At 63.0% G+C, this 18876-nt stretch carries 16 protein-coding genes; 6 read left to right on the top strand and 10 right to left on the bottom strand.

The window, feature by feature from the left end; all coding sequences use genetic code 11:
* Positions 1 to 46: 46 nt before the first annotated feature.
* Both ON43_RS25910 and ON43_RS25905 read left to right on the top strand, forming a co-directional pair.
* The gene (locus ON43_RS25910) at positions 47 to 457 is read left to right on the top strand and encodes a hypothetical protein (protein WP_157514196.1); all 411 of its coding nucleotides are present in this window, start codon (positions 47 to 49) and stop codon (positions 455 to 457) included.
* Positions 458 to 641: 184 nt separating this feature from the next.
* Positions 642 to 1445, top strand: coding sequence for a DUF6319 family protein (locus ON43_RS25905; protein WP_040811545.1), 804 nt, complete (start codon positions 642 to 644; stop codon positions 1443 to 1445).
* A gap of 1 nt (position 1446) precedes the next feature.
* Here the strand turns inward: ON43_RS25905 and ON43_RS25900 are convergent, their stop codons facing one another.
* Positions 1447 to 3003 carry a GGDEF domain-containing protein gene (locus ON43_RS25900; RefSeq protein ID WP_245568747.1) on the bottom strand — a complete coding sequence of 519 codons (1557 nt, stop codon included), beginning with the start codon at positions 3001 to 3003 and terminating at the stop codon, positions 1447 to 1449.
* A 272-nt stretch (positions 3004 to 3275) separates the two neighbouring features.
* On the opposite strand from ON43_RS25900, the gene galK reads away from it, so the two are divergent.
* Entirely contained in the window at positions 3276 to 4409 is a 1134-nt protein-coding gene (gene galK, locus ON43_RS25895) for a galactokinase (protein WP_051179221.1), read from the top strand.
* An 18-nt stretch (positions 4410 to 4427) separates the two neighbouring features.
* Here galK and ON43_RS25890 read toward each other — a convergent pair whose 3' ends face one another.
* On the bottom strand, positions 4428 to 5030 hold the full coding sequence (locus tag ON43_RS25890; protein WP_040811543.1) for a TetR/AcrR family transcriptional regulator: 603 nt from the start codon (positions 5028 to 5030) through the stop codon (positions 4428 to 4430).
* Positions 5031 to 5138: 108 nt separating this feature from the next.
* Here ON43_RS25890 and ON43_RS25885 point away from each other — a divergent pair, with 108 nt between their 5' ends.
* The 3 genes from ON43_RS25885 (at position 5139) to ON43_RS25875 (ending at position 6832) form a co-directional block, all read left to right on the top strand.
* Complete coding sequence (locus tag ON43_RS25885) at positions 5139 to 5804, top strand: hemerythrin domain-containing protein (protein WP_063712624.1); 666 nt, start codon at positions 5139 to 5141, stop codon at positions 5802 to 5804.
* Positions 5801 to 6103 carry a hypothetical protein gene (locus ON43_RS25880; RefSeq protein ID WP_040811542.1) on the top strand — a complete coding sequence of 101 codons (303 nt, stop codon included), beginning with the start codon at positions 5801 to 5803 and terminating at the stop codon, positions 6101 to 6103. The genes ON43_RS25885 and ON43_RS25880 overlap by 4 nt, the downstream gene beginning before the upstream one ends.
* Before the next feature lie 123 nt (positions 6104 to 6226).
* A complete protein-coding gene (locus ON43_RS25875; protein WP_245568746.1) occupies positions 6227 to 6832 on the top strand; it encodes a RipA family octameric membrane protein in 606 nt (201 codons plus the stop codon).
* Here the strand turns inward: ON43_RS25875 and ON43_RS45045 are convergent.
* From ON43_RS45045 to ON43_RS25835, 8 genes are all read right to left on the bottom strand, one after another.
* Entirely contained in the window at positions 6825 to 9959 is a 3135-nt protein-coding gene (locus tag ON43_RS45045) for a hypothetical protein (RefSeq protein ID WP_157514195.1), read from the bottom strand. The genes ON43_RS25875 and ON43_RS45045 overlap by 8 nt on opposite strands.
* Positions 9960 to 10375: 416 nt before the next feature.
* Complete coding sequence (locus tag ON43_RS43920) at positions 10376 to 12130, bottom strand: toll/interleukin-1 receptor domain-containing protein (protein ID WP_083913719.1); 1755 nt, start codon at positions 12128 to 12130, stop codon at positions 10376 to 10378.
* A gap of 26 nt (positions 12131 to 12156) precedes the next feature.
* Positions 12157 to 12387 (bottom strand): hypothetical protein, encoded by a 231-nt coding sequence (locus ON43_RS25860; protein WP_040811537.1) that lies wholly within the window; start codon positions 12385 to 12387, stop codon positions 12157 to 12159.
* A complete protein-coding gene (locus tag ON43_RS25855) occupies positions 12368 to 13840 on the bottom strand; it encodes a hypothetical protein (protein WP_157514194.1) in 1473 nt (490 codons plus the stop codon). The genes ON43_RS25860 and ON43_RS25855 overlap by 20 nt, the downstream gene beginning before the upstream one ends.
* 76 nt (positions 13841 to 13916) lie before the next feature.
* Positions 13917 to 15416 (bottom strand): tetratricopeptide repeat protein, encoded by a 1500-nt coding sequence (locus tag ON43_RS25850; RefSeq protein WP_157514193.1) that lies wholly within the window; start codon positions 15414 to 15416, stop codon positions 13917 to 13919.
* A complete protein-coding gene (locus ON43_RS42800) occupies positions 15397 to 17370 on the bottom strand; it encodes an Hsp70 family protein (protein ID WP_051179219.1) in 1974 nt (657 codons plus the stop codon). The genes ON43_RS25850 and ON43_RS42800 overlap by 20 nt, the downstream gene beginning before the upstream one ends.
* Positions 17363 to 17806 (bottom strand): hypothetical protein, encoded by a 444-nt coding sequence (locus ON43_RS45040; protein WP_157514192.1) that lies wholly within the window; start codon positions 17804 to 17806, stop codon positions 17363 to 17365. Before ON43_RS45040 ends, ON43_RS42800 begins: the two co-directional genes overlap by 8 nt.
* Positions 17807 to 18134: 328 nt before the next feature.
* A complete protein-coding gene (locus ON43_RS25835) occupies positions 18135 to 18857 on the bottom strand; it encodes a DUF8020 domain-containing protein (RefSeq protein ID WP_040811531.1) in 723 nt (240 codons plus the stop codon).
* Positions 18858 to 18876: the final 19 nt, after the last annotated feature.

Below are 18876 nucleotides of genomic sequence, written 5' to 3'. Positions count from 1 at the left end.
GCAACAGGATTGCGGGGGCGGAAGTGCGCGGTGGAATGGGAGCTTCATGATCACCCCCGGCCGAGGCGTAGTCGGTGTCGTCACGGGTTGCGTGGCGCTGCTGACCGGCTGCGGGCACGCGGGCCACTCCGAGACCGCGCACGCCAGGCCCGTCGATACCCAGCTGGCGTCCGGGGATACGGGGGAGATGCAGCGCAGCGCCTTCGTCACCGGGTGCGCGGGGACCTCGGCGGGGTGGCAGGCGACCGCGGTGGTGAGCAATCGGGATGTGATCGAGCACCGGTATCTGGTGGTGATCAGTTTCATGACGCCCGAGTCCACGGATCTGGAACGCACCCGCACCGAGGTGCTGGTGGCGCCGGGTGCGACCCAGGATTTCACCACCGAGACGCGGCTGGATCCGGTGACCCGTCCACAGACCGTCCGGTGTGTGCTGCGTGGGGTGGAACAACTCTGAAAGTTGCGTGGGGACAGGGTCGGACGCTTAGGATCTCCAGCGCCGGCCGTGCTCGATGGTCGGAATTGCCAAACGTTCACTGACCTGCACGGCGGCGGCATCGCGGAATCTCCGGATGTGGATTTGTCGGTGCCATGGTGCATGCTCTTGGCACGCAGATGTCCGCCCGTCGCCCGGAGTGCCCATGTCCACCCGTACCAAGCCACAGCCCTTGTCGGATACCGAGATTCGGCAGATCGCCGCGGAAATCGACGCGGGCCGTCCGCCGATGGTGTGGTTCACCGCGTCGGCGGTCGGTGTGCCGGAAGGCCGTTCCGGCAAGGTGATGTCCCTCGGTGATCCGTCCGAGGGAGATTTCCTGCAGGTGAAGCCCACCGGCTCGAAGGATGTGCTGTCCTTCGGCCCCACCGAGGTGACGCTCACCAAACCGGCCCGCGCCAACCAGACCAAACCGGCGGGTGCGCCAGCTAAACCGGCCACCGCGTCCTCTCAAACGGCCAGTGCGTCATCGGCCGCGAAACCGACTGGAATTACACCGAAAACGGCAACCAGGAAGGAATCCACCGTGACGATGTCGTCGCCCGTGACGTCCCCCGCCCCGGCCGCGCCCGCGCCGGAGGCCCCGCAGCCCGCCGCCGAGTCGGCGCCGGAGGCCAAGGCCGCCAAGCCCGCCGCCTCCCGCCCGGCCCGCAATGCCGCCTCCGCCGCCGCGGCGAAGAAGCCGAAGGCCGCCGAGGTGACCGTCACCCTCAGCGGCACCGCCGACGGTGAGTGGACCCTCGATGTGGTGAACGGCAAGAAGCGCACCATCAAGGGCCTGCCGGTCGCCAGTTCCGCTGTGGCCCAGGCGGCCAAGATCCTGCACCCGGAATTCGCGGAGGTGGTGGATTCCATCCACGAGGCCGTGCGCCTCGCGCAGCAGGCCAAGGTGGAGCAGCTGCAGGCCGAACTCGAATCGGCCCGTCGGCTACTCGAGGATCTGGCCTGAGCTAGACCGCTGATTCGCGATGCCAGGTGCGCGGCCCGGATTCGGGTCGCGCCCTGCGCAGATCATCGTGGGCCCTGCGTAGATCGTCGTGGAAGACGTAGCCCAGCGAGTATTCCTTCGCGTGGTACATGGCCGAATCCGCTTCGCGCAGTAGCTCGTACACCGTGGTCTCGGTCTCCCGCGGCCGCGAGCACGCGATGCCGATGCTGGCCGCGATGCGCACCTCGGCCGCGCTCAGCTCGAACGCCTCGCCCAGCGTGGCCAGCAGCCGCTCGGCCAGCTGGCGGGCCTGCTGCTGGGCCAGCGGGGCCAGCACCACGAATTCGTCTCCGCCATAACGCGCGGCCGCGTCGTCACGCCGGATGACGCGGCGGATGCGGGCCGCCGCATTGGCGATCAGCTCGTCGCCGACCGCGTGCCCGTAGTTGTCGTTGACCCGCTTGAACCCGTCGAGGTCGATGAACAGCAGCGCCAAAGGCTGTCCGGCCCAACGCTCCCGATTACGATGCAGCGCCCGCAGCAGGGCGGCGCGGTTCAGGAGTCCGGTGAGCATGTCGTGGTCTGCCTGGTACTGCGCGCGCCGTTCGCTGCGGGCGCTGCGTTCGATGGCGCGTTCGCTGCGTAGCAGCACGCCGCCGAGTAGCAGCGCGAACAGCGTGGACACCACCACGCGGTCCAGGGTGTCGAGGCTGGAGCCGACCACCGGCACCAGCGCGGCCACGATCATGACGATGGCGATGATGCTGGCCCGCTGCCGGGAGCGGTGCGGATGGATATCGCGCGGCCCGTCCAACACCACCATGCTCGGATGTAGCGCGGCCGCGCCGATCAGGGTGAAGCCCAGTTGCAGTGGCAGCAGCTGGATCTGGCGGCCGAACACGGCCGAGCCGACCGTCTCCAGGTGGTAGCCCAGATCCCCGGCCAGGATCACCAGCATGGCCAGGTGCACCAGCCGCAGCGAGGTTTCCGAGCGGGCCGAGGTGATGACCGAATGCACGATCACGGTGAGCAGCAACGCATCCACGATCGGGTCCGCGATGCTGGTGACGGTGCTGAAATGGACGCCGTGCGCCACGCGCAGCACCGGCGAGATGAGGAAGGTCCACGACAGCAGCAGCGCGCCCAGGCCGATGAGTCCGGAGTCCAGCAGCACGTCGTGGTCGGTGCTGTTCTGGCGCGGGCGCAGCCACAGCACCGCGGCCGCTCCGACGCAGCAGTATCCGAACAGGGTGAACAGGTCGTCGAAGGGATGCCGCTGTGATTCCGAGACGTGGCGCAGCGCGGTGCCGATGGCGAATTGCACGGCCGCGGCGGACAACAGGTACCAGGGCAGCGGATGGCGCGGCCGGTACTTGCGGACACCGCTGCCGATCATGGTGAGGCTGATGGCCACCGAGGCGAACAGCGTGGCGAGCATGACCGCGCGGGAGCTGTTGATCAGGGGCAGACCGAGAACGAGCACGCCGCAGGCGAACAGGACGGTGCGCCAGCAGATTCTGACGTGCCACGGGGCCCGATCGGGACCGGACTGTTCGGCCGGTTGTGCGTCTGTTCCCACCAGCCCCCCTTATCCGAGCAGTACTCGAAAAGACACCGCCGATCATCAACCGAGTGTGTTGCGGTACGAGCATAGGTCCCCGCGCAGCGGTGGCAGAGTGCCCGGTCGACAAAGGCGCTGCCACTATTTGGGCAACCGAACCGATCATGACATGAAAGCGCCCGCTCCGGAGCGGAGTTCGGCGAACCCGCAGGACCGCTTTCCGCGAGACTCGCTATGCTCCCCGCGAATCGAACCGAACGGCCTGCACGACTCTGGGGACAGGAGCCGCAGTGGCAGTTAGCGCGGGACGCTCGGGGGCATCGAGAGCGGGACGCTGGTGGGCGCCCGGCCGGGTTAATCTCATCGGCGAGCACACCGATTACAACGACGGATATGTGCTGCCGCTGGCCCTGCCACTGGGCATCACCTGCACCGCCGTGCCGCGCCCGGATGGCGTGGTACGGCTGCGATCTCGCCAGGCCCCGCACGAGCCGGTCGCCACCACCGTCGATGCGCTCGGCAGCGGTGGCTGGTCCGAGCTGCCTGCCTGGAGCCACTATCCGCTGGGCGTGATCCGCGAGTTCGTACGCCGCGGCCACGAGATTCCGGGCATCGGTCTCGATCTCGACGCCACCATTCCCATCGGCGCGGGCCTGTCCTCGTCGGCGGCGCTGTCCTGCGCGGTCGCCATCGCCCTGCGGGACCTGTTCGCCCCCACTGTCTCCGCCGCCGACATCATCGATATCGCCCGCACCGCCGAGAACGTCTACGCGGGCGTCCCCACCGGCATACTCGACCAGTCCGCTTCCGTCCTGTGCACGGCCGGCCACCTCCTGTTCCTCGACACCCGCACCGGCGGCACCGAGCAGATTCCCTTCGACCTCGACGCCTTCGGCCTGTCCCTGCTGGTCCTCGACACCGGCAGCCCGCGCCGCCTGGTGGACGGCGAGTACGCCCGCCGCCGCGACGAATGCGCCACCGCCGCAGCCCAACTCGGCGTCCCGTCGCTGCGTGACGTGCCCGATGCCGCCGAGGCGAACCGGCTCGCCGATCGGGTGCTGCGGCGACGCGCCCGCCACGTGATCACCGAAAACGCCCGGGTTCTGCGAATTGCCGAACAATTGCGCAGCGGCGCGGACCCCCGACTGATCGGCTCCGTACTCACCGCCGGACACGCCTCCCTCCGTGACGATTTCGAGGTCTCGGCCCCTCGGCTGGACCTCGCCGTCGACACGGCACTGGCGGCCGGCGCCCACGGCGCCCGCCTGACCGGGGGCGGCTTCGGCGGCAGCGTCATCGCCCTCGTCGACCGCGATCACATCGATGCGGTGCGCATCGCCGTCCGGGAAGCCTTCGCGAACAAGGGATTCGACGCGCCCCGTGACTTCACCGCCACCCCGTCGGCCGGTGCCCACCGCCTCTGACCGGCGAAATCGCCTGTCCTACACCGCCGCATCGATCAGCGCGACGGCCGCTCGGGTGCACAATTCGCGCGCCCGCTCCGGTTCCAGCCCGCGCACGTCGGTGAGCACGATGAATGCCTCCCAGCCGACCACCAGCGCGACCTGCGACACCAGATCCTCGAAGGCACTGGGGGACAGTCGATCCCGCAGCGGCTCCAGCGCCCATTCGATCCAGCCGATGCGGCGGAAACCGCGCCGCGGCTGACCCGGTGCCGGCGGCGGGGCGTCCACCGTCAGCTTCACCAAACGCCGTCCCATGGGCAGGGATTCGCGGATGTCGTCCGTCAGCGCCGCCACCAGCACGGCGATTCGCTCGCGCGGATCCGCGCTCTCGGTCCGCTCGATCGCCTCGTCCGCGCCCGCGCTGACCAGGCCGACGGTAGCATCCAGCAGCAGTTGATCGAGGGTGGGGAAGTGCAGGTAGACCGTGCGCCGGGCGACATCGGCCGCCTCGGCGATCTCACTGATCGAGGGACTCTCCCCCCGGGCCAGCAGCGACATCGTGGCATCCACGATGGCCTTGCGGGTGCGGCGGCGTTGCGCGACCCGGCCCGGTCCGCCGGTCGGCGGGTTCTCGTTCACGCGCGGCGGTCCTTCCTCGATTCATGCCTTGACAGTGCCTGTACCGCGATTCACTATATCCACATGCACTGAATGCACAGCAGTGCATTTAACGAACCGGGGGCTTTCATGAGTTGCGATACCCACGCCATGGTCGTGGTCCATCGGGTCTTCACGCGCGAATTCCGGCTGCTGGGCGAAATCGCCGCGGTCACAACACCGTCCGATGCCGAGCAGATTCGCCGCGTGGTCCGCCACGGCCGCGAGATGCTCACCGCCCTGCACCACCATCACCACTCCGAGGACGAATTGGTCTGGCCCCGGCTGCGTTCGGCGAGCGTCGACCCGGCCTTGATCGACTCCATGGAGTCCCAGCACGGCGCCATCGGCTCGGCCATGGACGCCGTCGACGCCGCCCTCACCGGCTGGGAGTCCGACGGGACCGCGGGGGAGCAGGTCACCGTCGCATCAACGCGGCTGCATGCGGTCCTCGCCGAGCACCTTCACGAGGAAGAGCAGATCGTGCTGCCGCTGGTGGCCGAGACCCTCACCGAGTCGCAATGGGCCGAACTGGGCGAACGCGGCATGGCCTCGCTCCCCAAGCGCCGGGCCCTGGTCTTCCTCGGCCACATTCTCGAGGAAGCCGATCCCGCCGAGCGCGAGAACTTCTTTCGAGACATCCCCGGCCCGGTCCGCTTCCTCTACCGCTTCCTCGGCGCGCCCGCCCACGCCCGCGAAACCCGGGCCCTGCGGCGCGATCTCGACCCGACCTTCACGGAAAGAGCGGCATCATGACCTATCTCGTCGTGGACCAGCGCGTCGAGGACGTCGACCGTTGGCGCACAGCCTTTTCCAGCGCCAACGACCGGCGCCGCCGAGCAGGCGGCGAACTCACCATGGTCCTCACCGACCCCGCCGACCCCAACCGCATCCTCGTGATCGTCGAATTCGACTCGCCCGAGAACGCCGCCGCCTGGCGCACCCGCCCCAATTCGGAACGCGAATTCGCCTCCGGCGGAGTCATCCCCGACTCGGTGACGGTCCGAATCCTGGACCGCCTTCCAATGCCCACCAGAGCCATCCCGCCGAAATAACGGGGGTGGGATGGCTCCGCTCGGTCCGCTGTCTCCTCGACGACTACCGATGCCGTGGTGCGATCGCATCGACGTGCCGCGGGTCGGCGGCCTCAACCTAGTCCACGAAAGACACTGGAGTACATGGCTATTCGCCGGAAGTTCGGCGGCGAGCGTGGCGGATTGGGCATACTTCCTATGATGAGGAGGATGTGGCTACACCACTACTTCGGCACGGGTCTGCAGCCCTCCGTGGACGAGGTCCGGGCTGACCTCTGGACGAATCTTCCTGGGATGCAGGCTGATTCCGAGGCGTGGCGTGCTGTACTGCTTGAGCAGTATCGAACCTATGTCGAGATGGCTGACCGAATCAGTGCGCGACGGGGTATCGCCAACACGTTCTTCCTGACTATCAACACCGCAGTCGCGTCAGTCGCCGCGACAGTCTGGCAAACCCATTCGGCGGCAGCGGGATTCGCATCGTTCCTGCTGGCTGTCATGCTGGTTCAGTGTCTGGCATGGTATTGGATCCTTCGATCTTATCGACAGTTGAACGCGGCCAAGTATGCCGTCATAGGCGCAATGGAGGAGCGGCTTCCTGCCTCGCCATACTGGCGGGCAGAATGGCGGGCACTTGGATCAGGGAAAGACCCGGACCGGTACTGGCCGCTGGCACATGTCGAGCAATGGATTCCGGCGTTGTTCGCAGTGATCTATCTTGTCGGATTCCTGTGTCTGGTTTTCAATTGACTGGATTCGAGCCGCGCTCCGTGTCGACTTCTTTCATGTACCCCTCCACCGAGGTTCGATCGGTGGAGGACAACGTTGGGTCTGAAAGTAGAATCCGTGCTTCATAGAGGCACTCGGCCCGCGCTTCGGCGAGCCGTGCCACGAGCCGCGGCACTTCAGCCGGGAGCGCTACCGCGACTTGATTGCGAAGGAGTTTGACAAGACCCCGCAGGCAATAGACCAGTAGGTATCGTGCGCTGTTGTTTCCGGTATCCTCCTTGCACAGCAAGCGGAGCTCTACCGCGAGTACTTCAGGGTAGATGCCGCCAGTCATCGACTTGTGTTTGGCTTCAACAGCATCGGAGACGAGCCGACGTGCGATTCGGCGTGAGTCCGAATCGGTCCAGAGACCAAGATCTTGCCGGATCTGATGAGTTCCGGGCAGCACTGTCTGGCCTGATTCTATCCAGCGCTCGTATGCGAGTACCAGCAAGTCTCGCACCTTGAGATCATCGGTGGCGTCGTTGCGTAATCGAAGCGTCTGTGCAATCGCCTCCTGAAATTGTCCGCTGTCGATGATCAGGCGAATGAACGAAAGTTGCACTTCGCGCCTCCCGTGCTCCGAGAAGCAGACCTGTCGGGCATAGTCTAGGAGGCTTTCGGCCTCCGCCTCGCGGTTTAACGCGGACAGGAGTTCAGACAAAATGCGTACAGGGCCCGAAGCTCCAGGCAGTCTGGCAATCCAGCGCTCAAGTATCGGGATTGCGGCGGTCACGGTTCGAGAATCGTCCGCTTCCAGTGAGCGAGGAGATGTCCGTGCGGCGACCTGCGCTGAATAGATCGCCGAGTAGTAGAGATGGATTGGATTGTCGAGTTTCTCTATCCATTTATCCGGCACTTGATTACATCCCCACGACCGAGTGGCCAGCCAGAACCTATCGCGAAAGTCTTTGGTGTCACGTTCGGCGGCTTCGACGATACTCCAGTAGGCGAAGCGTCCAGCCTCGTCGGATAGAGAGTTGATATCGTTGAGGAAGTCGGCTGCATCGCGCTCGAATCCTAGGTCTCGGACAGCGCGACACATGTATTCATCGTGTGGATCCAGGGTCAACGCGTCGATCAGGGCGAGGTTTCCGATAACTTCGCCAGAGTACTCGGTAAGTGGCCAATCCGTTCCCGGCGCTGTTATCGCGTTTCGGACTCGGATCTTCCATTGAATCTTCTCTCTGCACCACTCCAAGTGTGTCTCGACCTCTGATTCGTCGACAGGTCGCCGGACTCGTGCCGGTGATGATCTGCGGGCGGCATCCTCGATCGTGGCATGGGCCTCCGAAGTGAACGCGGCACGCACGCGCGGCGGAAGATCTCGGCATCCGACCGTAACCAGCAGATTCCTTCTGTCGCGGGCGCTTATTACCTCCTCGTGTGTCGCCGAGCGCCGGACTCCGAGGACCAACGTTGGGCTGCGAAACATGAGCATGTGGTTCAACCACTCGAGCCGTAGATGTGCAATAGCCACGCCCACCCGTGCCGCACTGGCCAATATGTTTGGTACATTGCGGTCCGCGTCCGCCCCGCCGCGGCTGGGTGCGCAGATCACGAGACCAGCTGTTCCAAACGATGCCGCAAGCACCTGGTGGGTATCAGCCCGCTGCCTCGCATCCTTTCGAACATTGCCTGAAATCAGCGCGTTCAGATAGAGCGATTCGACATAGCGCATCCATGCATCTGTCGCTGGTCCGATGTCGGCGGCGGAACTGTGCGACACCGCTAGATTTCGGAGTATCGCTGAATTCAATGGTTCATCTGACAGCATTTCCGCCCACCGCCTGCGTGCCTCTGTCGAACGTCCGATCCTATGATCGGCCTCGGCGCGATGACCGTCGAGGTACATTCTCAACAGAACAATTGCCGGGTTCTTTCGGAGGTGTAGCGGGTAGGCATCGATAGTCTTTTGCGCCTCGGCAAAGTTGCGGTCGAGGGCATTTTCGACAGCTTGGACAGCGGCCGTTAACGATTGTCCGACATGGTTTTCCCACTGGATTCCGTCTCGCCCACCGCTCGGTTTCACTGACTGCTCTGCGGCGGATTCGGGTGTTTTCGGCCTGATCAGCGCATTTTTGATGGCCTGGACCCGGCCGGTAGGAGCCGGCGGTGCTTCTGGGAATTGATGCCGCTTTGCTCGCAACCTGCTTCCCGCTCGTTTGAGGATATTCCGAATGCTTCCGGGGGATTCCTGCAATTTTGCTTCACAGTTGTCAATTCGATCCCGAAATTCTTCGAAGGACATCGATTGGGTAATGGGTTCGGAGGCCTTGAGTTGCCGGAGTTCGTTCAGGCAGTCGACTCGTTCGTTCTCTATAAGCGTTACCAAGGAGCCGAGCGCCTCGCCGTCGCCGGCGATCTGACCGTAGGCTTCTCCATTTTCGATGGTTGTACCGACCAGCTCCTTTGCGAGACTTCTCGCGTTCCGAATCGCCAGTGTAATTCGTTCGGCTGCCTGCTCGAGCTGTTCGAGCTGTTCCGCTGGGCCACGACATGCCGAGGCTTGTCCGGGATCGAGAAGGGGTTCCTCCCGGGCAGATGTCGGTAGCTTTGAGGTCAGCTTCAGCAGCATCGCCCTCATCGCCTCTATTTGGGATGTGGGGTCGCCGCCGGTGAATTGGCGCGCACCGGCGTAGGCGCCGAGGTCGGGCAGTCGTAACGGATATTCGAATAGACGGTGCTGATGGATGATTGCGATGAGCAGGTCTGGAAGACTGTTGTTGTCAAGGCATTTGGCCAGGCGGCTGGGCAATTCGTTTGTATCCGATTCATACAGGTCGCAGACTGTGCGTAGAAGTCGTGGGCCTGGCCCGCTATCGTCGGGCAGTTCGTCAGCGAGTTCTCGTATGAGAGCGCTGGGATAGCCGCATACCATCCACTGGATCGCGAGGACGGTGAACGCTGCGATTCCGCCCTGCTGCACACCCGAGGTGGTGACGAAGTTCCTGAGTTCGGCTGCCAGTTCGTCTCTGGTGCGGGTGGTCGTCTTGCCGCGCAGCCGCGCCTCGACCTCCAGGTCGTGAACTCCTGGCCAGCGGCACTGCCCGGCGTTCCCGAACGGTGCGGTGCCCTGATGGGCGACATCGCGACCTTCACGAACCATGCTCGCAATCTGTTCGGCGCGCTGCCGGTGACCGCCGGAGTCGGCGCCGGTTCCCCGTAGACGCTCATGGAGGTGGCGCAGTACGAAACTGATGTGTGCCGCAATTCGGTGACTGGTCGGCGCCAAAGCTGCTGCAGTGCCGAACCATTGCAGCGATGACTCCAAATGCCCGTGTCGAAGGTAGATCAACCCGATGTGATAGGGATGCTTGGGGTTCGCTGGATCCAACTGGTGCGCGTGTGCCAGGTGTAGGAGCGACGTGTCAGGTGTTGTCGCGGGGTGAACCGCAAGGCGGAATCGGACCTCGATCAAGGCTTCCGTTTGCTCCGCGGTGAGGGGCAGTCCTCGCGCCTGGCGGTCCGACCAGCGCATGTGTAGCCGCTGAAGGTACGCCAATTGGTTGAGCGGTGGCCGCGTCATCGCCGGGTGCCGCCCGCAGCGATAAGTTCGCCGGTGGGCAGGACAACGATGTGTGAATCATCCGAGAGCGCCACCAACCGCCCATCCGATGAGATGCTCATCGGTCCGCTGGAGATGAATTCAACTCGGCCGTTGGCTATCAAGGCGTGTTCGCCACTGGGATACTCGAAGATCAGTAGCCGCCCACCGTTACCCTGCGTCACCGGGCGGGCTCGGGGGGCAGTACGAAAACCCACTCGAACGCTCAACTCGGAATCGAAACACACTCCTCGGCCTTCGGAGTCGACGACGGTGATCAGGCTGTGACTGGGCACGACACCGACCACGTTGTCAATAGGCAGGTGATCGCCACGGACGCGCTGGGTATCGCGCTCCAGTCGATAGACCTGGTTCTGCCCGATGACAAGCACATACCCTGGCCTGCATGCGATTCCGAGGAGGACGGACTCCAGTTGATACACCTGTTCGGCGGTATTGTGCTCGTCCGAATGAACTGTGAGCGTTCCGTCCGTGCCCGCGATATAGAGGCAACCGTTGTGGTGCGCGAGTAATTGCACTCCCACCGGGTGTTGCCGTACGACTTCAGCCTGAGTGCCGTCGGCAGGGATCGACCAAATTTCTCCGTTCCACATCCCGGCGAGCAGGCCCTCGCCGAGGAAGGTCAGCGCACCGGGGATATGAAATCGTTGATCGGTCGGCGATACGGCTAGGTCCGTCGAATGGACGCCGCCATCCCTGGAGGTGATTACGACCCGTCCGGACCAATCTGAAACCGCGAGATTTCTGGTGCTGCTGGCCCATACCTTGGGGCGAGTGCGAAGCTTCCCTGCGCCGGAAGCTATCTCACCGTTAGTCGAGTGGACAGTCAGCCGATCATTCTGGAGTACCGTGAGCACTCGGCCGTCGGGGAAAAATACAGGTGTCCCCGCCGCATCGACAATCGTGCGGCCTCTTGTGGGAAGGGCACCCAGTGTTGCCGGTCGGACATCGAAGGGTTGAGTCGTTGCCGATTCACACCCAGCTGCCTCGGCAACGAGTCGAACGCTGGGGGAAGCGTGTTGAAAGAACAGATCGGTGAAGACCGCAGTGCCGCTTTGTGCGACAACGGTCGTCCGCCCGAGTAGACCAGTAGTGGAAGGTACGGCAATGATCGAGACCTCCTCGTCTGGTCCGGGCGGCGCCGGCTGCCCGTCGGCGCCGCTGATGATCACGCGTATCTCGGGCAAGGTGTGGTTTGCGGGAATGTCTTCAATGCTTCCGTCCCACAGTAATTTTCGTGGCTGCTGATCCAATTTTGGCCGGAGGTCGAGGGCATTGCGTAACTCCTCGAACCAATTGGGCTTGGTTGTCGATATACGATGGCGATTCCTGGCCAGGTACGGGACGTCACTGTCTTCGATCCGCGTAATGACGAGGGGCAGCACCGGGCTGTTCGGGCGGCTCTGATCGAGGGCGACATGAAGTTCTCGTTGGCAGATGTCCTTCAGAAAGTAACTCGGTGAGAAGAGCGCCACAAAGTAGCGGCTGTTGATGATCGAGTTCTCGAGCGACATGCTCCAGTCCGATCCCAGGCGGGTAGCTCCGGGCTCTCTGTCCAGGAACACCTCGGGCTGCTTGCCCTGCCGAGTGACACAACTGCGCAACGCGGCATGCAGATCCTTTGCTGCTTCGTAATCCTCACGGGCATAGCTGATGAAGACATCCCAGGCCTGTTCGCGGCTGTGCTCGATGTCGCCAATGGGTCCGATCATGGTGAACTCCTTCGACCCGATTCGTTTCAGGTCAAGTCGGTGATGATCGAGCCCACCGCCCGCTGAATGACGTTCAGGCAGAGCCGATACTCGCTCTCCTGATCAACTCCGATCGTGAGCAGCAGTACGCGGGCAAGTTCGGTGTGATCGAACAGTTGTTCGTCATCGTGCGCTGGACGGTACTCGATCTCTGGAAGGCGCTCGACGAGCTTTTGTCCGTCGAGGCGTGGTTTGTATCTACGGATCGACTTCAGCAATGTTGCCCTCCGGCAGTAAGAGATTCGATATGTGAGTCATGATCCGACGTTCAGCGCTTCGCAATTCGTTTATCGCGATCGAGTGTGACTCGGTCGCCTCGTCGAGAACCTTGAGCAAGTTGTTCAGTTCGCGGATGGGCTCGCTCTCAGGATCTGCGTCCCGCCTGAACGGTTGGATGATCAACTCGATACGTCTGCGCAGAGCCGTCGCGCGTTGTGACGAATCCTCGTCCACCGAGGTTTGGGCCGGCGGCAGCTCGCAATCGACCGCGGCACCGCTTCGATACGGTTCGAATCGTGTTGACATGAGCCGGTATTCGGCTCGAAGGGCCTCGGTTTGCATCGGGTCGGTGAGGAATTCTCGGATCAGAATGCGATGGCGGGTGACCGCGTCCTCGTGACCGCCTTTCGCTCGCTCGTGCGCGATCAGATCCAGAACCTCCGGGAGCGTGATGGGCTTGGCGACATTCGTCCCGCGTTCCAGAACACTGATCGCTTGCTCGCGTTCGGCCGAGTCTGCGGCGAAATAGAATCGGATAACGCCCTCGACCAGGTAGGGATCCCCTAGTTCGGAGTCGGCCTGCCGTGCTGCGTCGGCCAGATATGACAACTCCCGCCAATCGGACTCGTTGGGAGGACCCGAACCGGCGCGACGTGCCGCCCAACGCCACAGGAGAGCCAAAAGTTCGAGTAGAGCGACGGGTCCGCGAAGTCGGCCGTATGCACTGCCGGGCTCGAAATCGACTAACCCGTCAGCAACGACCGACAGGCGCTCTCCCAGATCGGCAGCGTTGCCATGGGTCCAGTCGCAGGCCAAGATTCCTATATCGGCCTCAATCGTCGGCTGTGACCGTTCGATTGCGCCTTCTCGTGCCTCAGTAAACGCAACGCGTGCGTCGTCTTCGCGCTTGTCGACGAGTGCCTGGATAGCTTTGACAAGCTGCAGATTGTCCACGCCCGGCGGGATTCTGTCCTCAAGCTCGCCGAGTTCCCTCAATTTGTCGAAATAGTGTATGGCGCCTTCGATCTCGTGTCGCCGCCAGTGCGTTGCCGCGAGATGTAGGCACGAGCACGCGACGATACGTCGGCCAGTCGCATCGTTGGACAGCAGAGATTGATGCTGATCGTAGATATCGCATACTCGGTCGTGGTTCTCCAAGCGGGCATGAATCCAGAGAGCCAGGCGGGCGGTGGTGCGGTCGTTTCCGAAGGCTGCGGTCAATTCCTCGACTGCGGCGGCCGCGGCACCATAGCGCGCATTGTCAGTCCGCCCCAGCATGGCTCGAACGAAGGTCTGTGCCAGCCTCGCCTCGTACAGTGCTCGGCGCCGAGGCCCACGGCTCAGTGACTGGCTCAGCAGCAGGTCTGCCTTCTCGAGGTCCGGTGCGTAGTCGCTCTCGACTAGGCGCAACGCCTCGTCAAGCGGACCGCGCCAACGACGGGGGGTGATCATGAGGTATGCGCCGCATGCGATCCCCGCCCCGATTCCGATCAGCAACGTGATCAGTAGCCCCTGTACCACGGATCGGTCACCAGCCCGGGTCGTCCAGTCGGCGCATCAGATCACCAAGTCGTCGCGCATATTTTTGGAGCTGAGAAGATGACATCTGGCGGCTCACGTCCAATCGTTGCAGGCTCGGTTCGACCCCCAAGAGAACTTGCTTGGCTTCTGCTGCGCGACCTAGTAGCTGAAAGGTCTCCCCGTAATCGAGTAGGAGTTCGATGTTCGACCATTGCAGGCTGCCACGGTCGTACAGCCAAATGTATGCGAGATTATTGGCCTCGATGAGAATCGTTCGGGCAAGCTCATTGTCGCCCTGGGTGATCAGGCGTTTGGCTCGCTCGATTAGGTAAACCGTGACTGGATGTGCGGTGCTGCGGCGGGTCCCTTCCGGAAGGTGTGCGAAGGCGCGTCGGATGGCATCGTCGGAATGATCATCGATTCCCTGCTGCATGAGTTCGCTGATCAGCAATATCTGCATCTCATACGCGCTCGGTCCATCCGGTGCGAATCGAATGGCGCGGTCCAACAGAGAAAGTGCCTCGTGAGGGTCGTGGAGCTCGTCGGTCGCGACCTTCGCCGCGAGCAGGAGTGCGTCGTAGACCGATGTGCGCCGAGGTGCACCACGGCTGTCGATTGGAATTGCATGTGCCAACAACACCGCTTCGCTGTGCTGGCCCAGCTTTCGTAGAGTGGATACCGCATAGTACGGATCCATCGCCTCGCTTGCGATGTCGAGCTGGGCGGCCACATCCAACGGATCTGTTTCGTTCCGCGGCACGACGTCTGGCCCTGCCAGTTGGATCAGCCAATCGTAGGTATCGGTGATGGCCTTGGTGCGCTGCATCCAGAACGGCAGTCGGTTATCGGAATGTACTGGGGCGCAGGCAGCCCGGTGCATCATCGAGTCGAATGTCCCACCGACGGACCGACCGAAGCATTGAAGAGCCATGGCCACGAAGGCGAACAGATCGGTCGATTGTTGAGGATCCGTTGTGCCACAGACGAGTTCGGGCGCCAAGCTTGCGATGCGTAGCGGCTCTGCGGAGAGTTGATCGATCGAGGGCGGGCCGAATGGGGGCAGGCTGAGAAGCAGCGGTTGGCTGTCGACAAATACGATGTCGGCAGGCATGGGCATCACACCTGCGCCTGTAGCCTGCCACCATCGAGGCAGCTCCCGCAGCGCCGCACTTACCGCATCGATCCCATCGCGAGGGTCGGGTCGGGCGATCATATCGGCGAGACTTCGATCTGCCAGAGCCTCGTAGCTGACCACCTGAAACCATAGGTCGCCGAGCTGCTTCTGATCGCTCGCGACGAGCGGTGCGAGCGTCGCTCGCCGTGGCCGTGTACGCCATTCGTTGACGGCCGCACGCTGATGGAAGTCGAGCTCGTGGCTCGGGATCAGTCGATGCCAGCGAGGTCCGTTCAACCCGCGGTACACGGTTCCCCACATTCCGGCGCCGACGCGAACGCATCCTAGCTGCTCTTCGATCTGCTCGACGGGTTCATCTGCGAAGGTTGTCATAGACGTCCTCGAGTCGGTCTGCGTACTCCTCCAGTTCGCGCGTGGCAGCCTGTGACTCGATAGCTGAAATCAGTTGTTGTAGCGCACGATCGAGATCCGGCACCGGATCATTGGCAAGATATCGGCGGACGTTCTTGACGAGACGGCGATACTCAGGAGGAATATCGGAAGCTTCACTCGATGCCACCGCCTCGGGCAATGGTGAGGTCCTGGGTTCCGTGGGCCCTGAAAGTGCTTCGGGAGCTGGAATCATCTCCACCGGTCGTGGCAGATCGAAGGAGTGGGCAGGGCCAGTATGGTCGCTGACTACATTCGTGCGTTCGTCCTTCGTGAAGACGCCCAGGAGCGCCCGTCGGCTTTCATTCAGCTTGTCTGGCTCGCCAATTCGCGTGCTTTGCTCGAAGAATGCCTGGTAATCCTTGCCGGTGTTGCGGTGCTTCACTCTCAGATCGAGTAAGCCGTTGATGTCCAATGAGATTCGGATATCAAAATGATGGAAGCCCTCGGGGCGAGGTTCAACGGCATCCAGGTGAATCGTGCCTACGAAGGTATTGTCGGCCTGCTGATCGCTCTCGCCTTGGTAGATCGCAATTTCGAGGTGCTCTGCCAGTGAGGGGTTGGTCAGGGTCTTGGTCTGGCTCGCTGGAATTTTCGTTCCACGCGGGATGAGTGGTACAACGCCGCCGTCGTTGTTCGCGACTCCAAGAGTGTGTTCCGTAATGAGTGTGATCGACAGCGGTTCGTCGTAGTTCTGCTCTTCTCGCTCGGCAGTGGGCCTGGCTTCCATGTCGAACTCGGCGCTGGGCTCGAATCGGTAAGCTAGAATCGCTGCCCCGCGTGCGACCAGCGTATCGGGGTTGGCATCACCACGGACGAAGGCCTCTTCCTGCTCGAAGTGGTCGAGGAGCATCTGTCGAACGCACGGTATGCGAGTCGAGCCACCAACCAGAAGGATCGCGTCGATCTCGTTCCGGCCCAATCCTTTTGCTTGCTCGGCAAGGACGAGGGACTCGTCTACCTGGCGCAGTGTTCGGTCGAGAAAGGGCCGGATGGCTGATTCGAAATCGGCGCGAGTCAGCACGATTTTGCCGCCATCGGCACCCAGGTCGATCGTCGTCGAACTTCTGAGCGACAGATCCCTTTTCGCCTGTTCCGCAAGCGCTTTCACTCGGAGTCTCTTGGGCTCCACTAGTCGGCGCAGGTCGACTTGTCGGCCAATCCATTCGACTATCGCATTGTCAAAATCTCCGCCACCCAAACGCTGGTCGCCGGCCGTAGCGATTACTTCTATCTGATTCTCGCGGGTCTCAATGATCGAGACGTCGAACGTTCCACCTCCCAAGTCGAAGACAAGGTAGATCCTTCGTTCGGATTCCGCCCGGTCCACGCCGTAGGCAATCGCGGCCGCGGTGGGTTCGGGGATAAGTTGACGAGGATGTAGACCGGCGAGCAGCGCTGCTTCTTCTGTTGCCTTCTTTTGCTTTTCAGTGAAATACGCGGGAACGGTGACCACCGCGTCGTGGATCTCGCATCCGATCCTTCTTTCGGCGACCTTCTTGATGTGCATGAGAATGAGCCCGCTGATCTCCTGCGGCCGGAACCACCGCGCTCCGAGTCGAACGTGGACCGGGTCGTCGGTCTCGAAGATTCCCGCTGCTCCATTCGCTTCCAGCGATGCTTTGTCGAAAACACAGCCCATCTCACGCTTGACCTCGATGATCGTATCGCCGAGCAAGCTCTCGTCTGCGATCGCGTTCTTGGCCGGATGCCCGACAATTAGGCTCCCAGTGGCCGACTCGAGTCTCACGACCGATGGTGTCGCAATGGAAGCCGGACCCTCGAGGTCAGGATCGGTCAGGATCTCAGGGGAATAATCGTCGGGCCTGTAAGCGGCGACCGCGGAGTACGTCGTACCGAGGTCGATTCCGATGACTCGATGCAGCGGCTCAGTCATCGGTGTCCACCTCAGCACAGTTGTCGTCGATGAGTCCGCAATACGTGTAGTCGTTCGTAAAGTCCGTGCGGTCGACATCGGTTGGGCGGCGAACTACTTCGCCCGCACGAAGCAGGAAGTTCTCTATCTCCCTTCGCAAGACGGCCAACTCGGCGCCTCGATCCTCGAAGATCGAATTCCAGGTGGGCTCGAGTCGCATCAGTAGAAGCGGCGGGAGCGCGGTGTCGTGCTCGGTTCGTCCCGCCTGGCTCTCCAGGCTGATGCGGTGCGCCTCGGCCAGGTCTGCCTCCGATCTGGCTTCGGCCCGCAAACGTGCGTCCAGACGGGCGGCGGCGGCTCGAATTTCCTCGGCGGTGGACTCAGGGAGTATTGCGAGCCTGGAGTAGTGCGTCGATCGAGGTAGAACGATCGGTAGCGAAAAGAGAGTCATCACCATCCCCCGGCTGTAAGGCTGCTTGGGAGATCCACACTGATGCCTCGGTGAGCTCGATCCCCCTGAAAGCCACTGTGGCCCTGTTGGAAAGCCGCTCGCAGGATGCCAAGTATTTTGTTACTGAATCGATGCCTGGCGCGACAGTGTAGTGCTCCCAAGGTATTTCGTGGATACAGTCGAAGGTGCTGGTTCGATTGTCGCTAGTCAGCATGACACGTGCGGAGGCCGTGCGCAGCGGCAGACGGATCCTATCGACGGATCGGTCAGCCGCGATCGCGGTACCGTCGACCGATCGTGGATGGTCGATCGGTCGACGGCGCCGCGCTTTGGGCTACTTCGCCACGTTGATCGAGGGCTGGTTGATCGTCGTGAAGTACTGGACGGCGGCGGCAATCGCGACCGGGGCGGTGACGAACAGTTGGCCGGCGATGGTGCCGAGGAAGCCGACGGCGGCAGCGCCGATCAGGCAGCCGGTGCCGGCGGCGCCGAGCAGGGGGACGAACATGGCGGCGAGGACGCCGGCGGAGCCGAGGGTGACGAGGCCTGCGGCGCCGACTGCGCCGAGCAGGCAGCCGAGGGCCGCGCCGCCGAGGCCACCGGCGAGGGTGCCGATGGTGGCGCCCATGGAGAGGGTGCTGGTCATGCGGCTCCAGGCGGCTTGCTCACGCTCGTAGTCCGTCTTCCAGGGCGCGCTGTTCTCGAAGGGGAGGGCGACCGGCTTGTAGACCGCGTGCGCGGCGTCGAACTGGGGCGTGAGGGTGGCGACGCGGTCGTGGATGTCGGCGGCGATCGGGAAGACGTAATCGTCTACGCGGAAGGACAATTCGGTGCCCGCGACGGTGGTGCCGTCGGCTGCCTTGATCTTCAGCACACCGTTGTCCACCACCAGCGACCCGGCGTCGGTGCGGATGACCAGGCCCCGCTCGCCGGCATCGGCGGTGTAGTTGACGACACCCGCGTCGGTGGTGGCGGGTGCGGCGTTCACGGTTCCGGCGGTCACCCCGAGCGCGGTCGTGACGAGGGCGGCGGACACGGCGAACTTGTTGAGCTTCATCAGGATTCTTTTCGTCGGT

Source organism: Nocardia concava NBRC 100430, from assembly GCF_000308815.1.
Taxonomy (GTDB): Bacteria; Actinomycetota; Actinomycetes; order Mycobacteriales; family Mycobacteriaceae; genus Nocardia; species Nocardia concava.
Note: the sequence above shows the minus strand (reverse complement) of the source record. Positions and strands in the feature narration are given on the sequence as shown.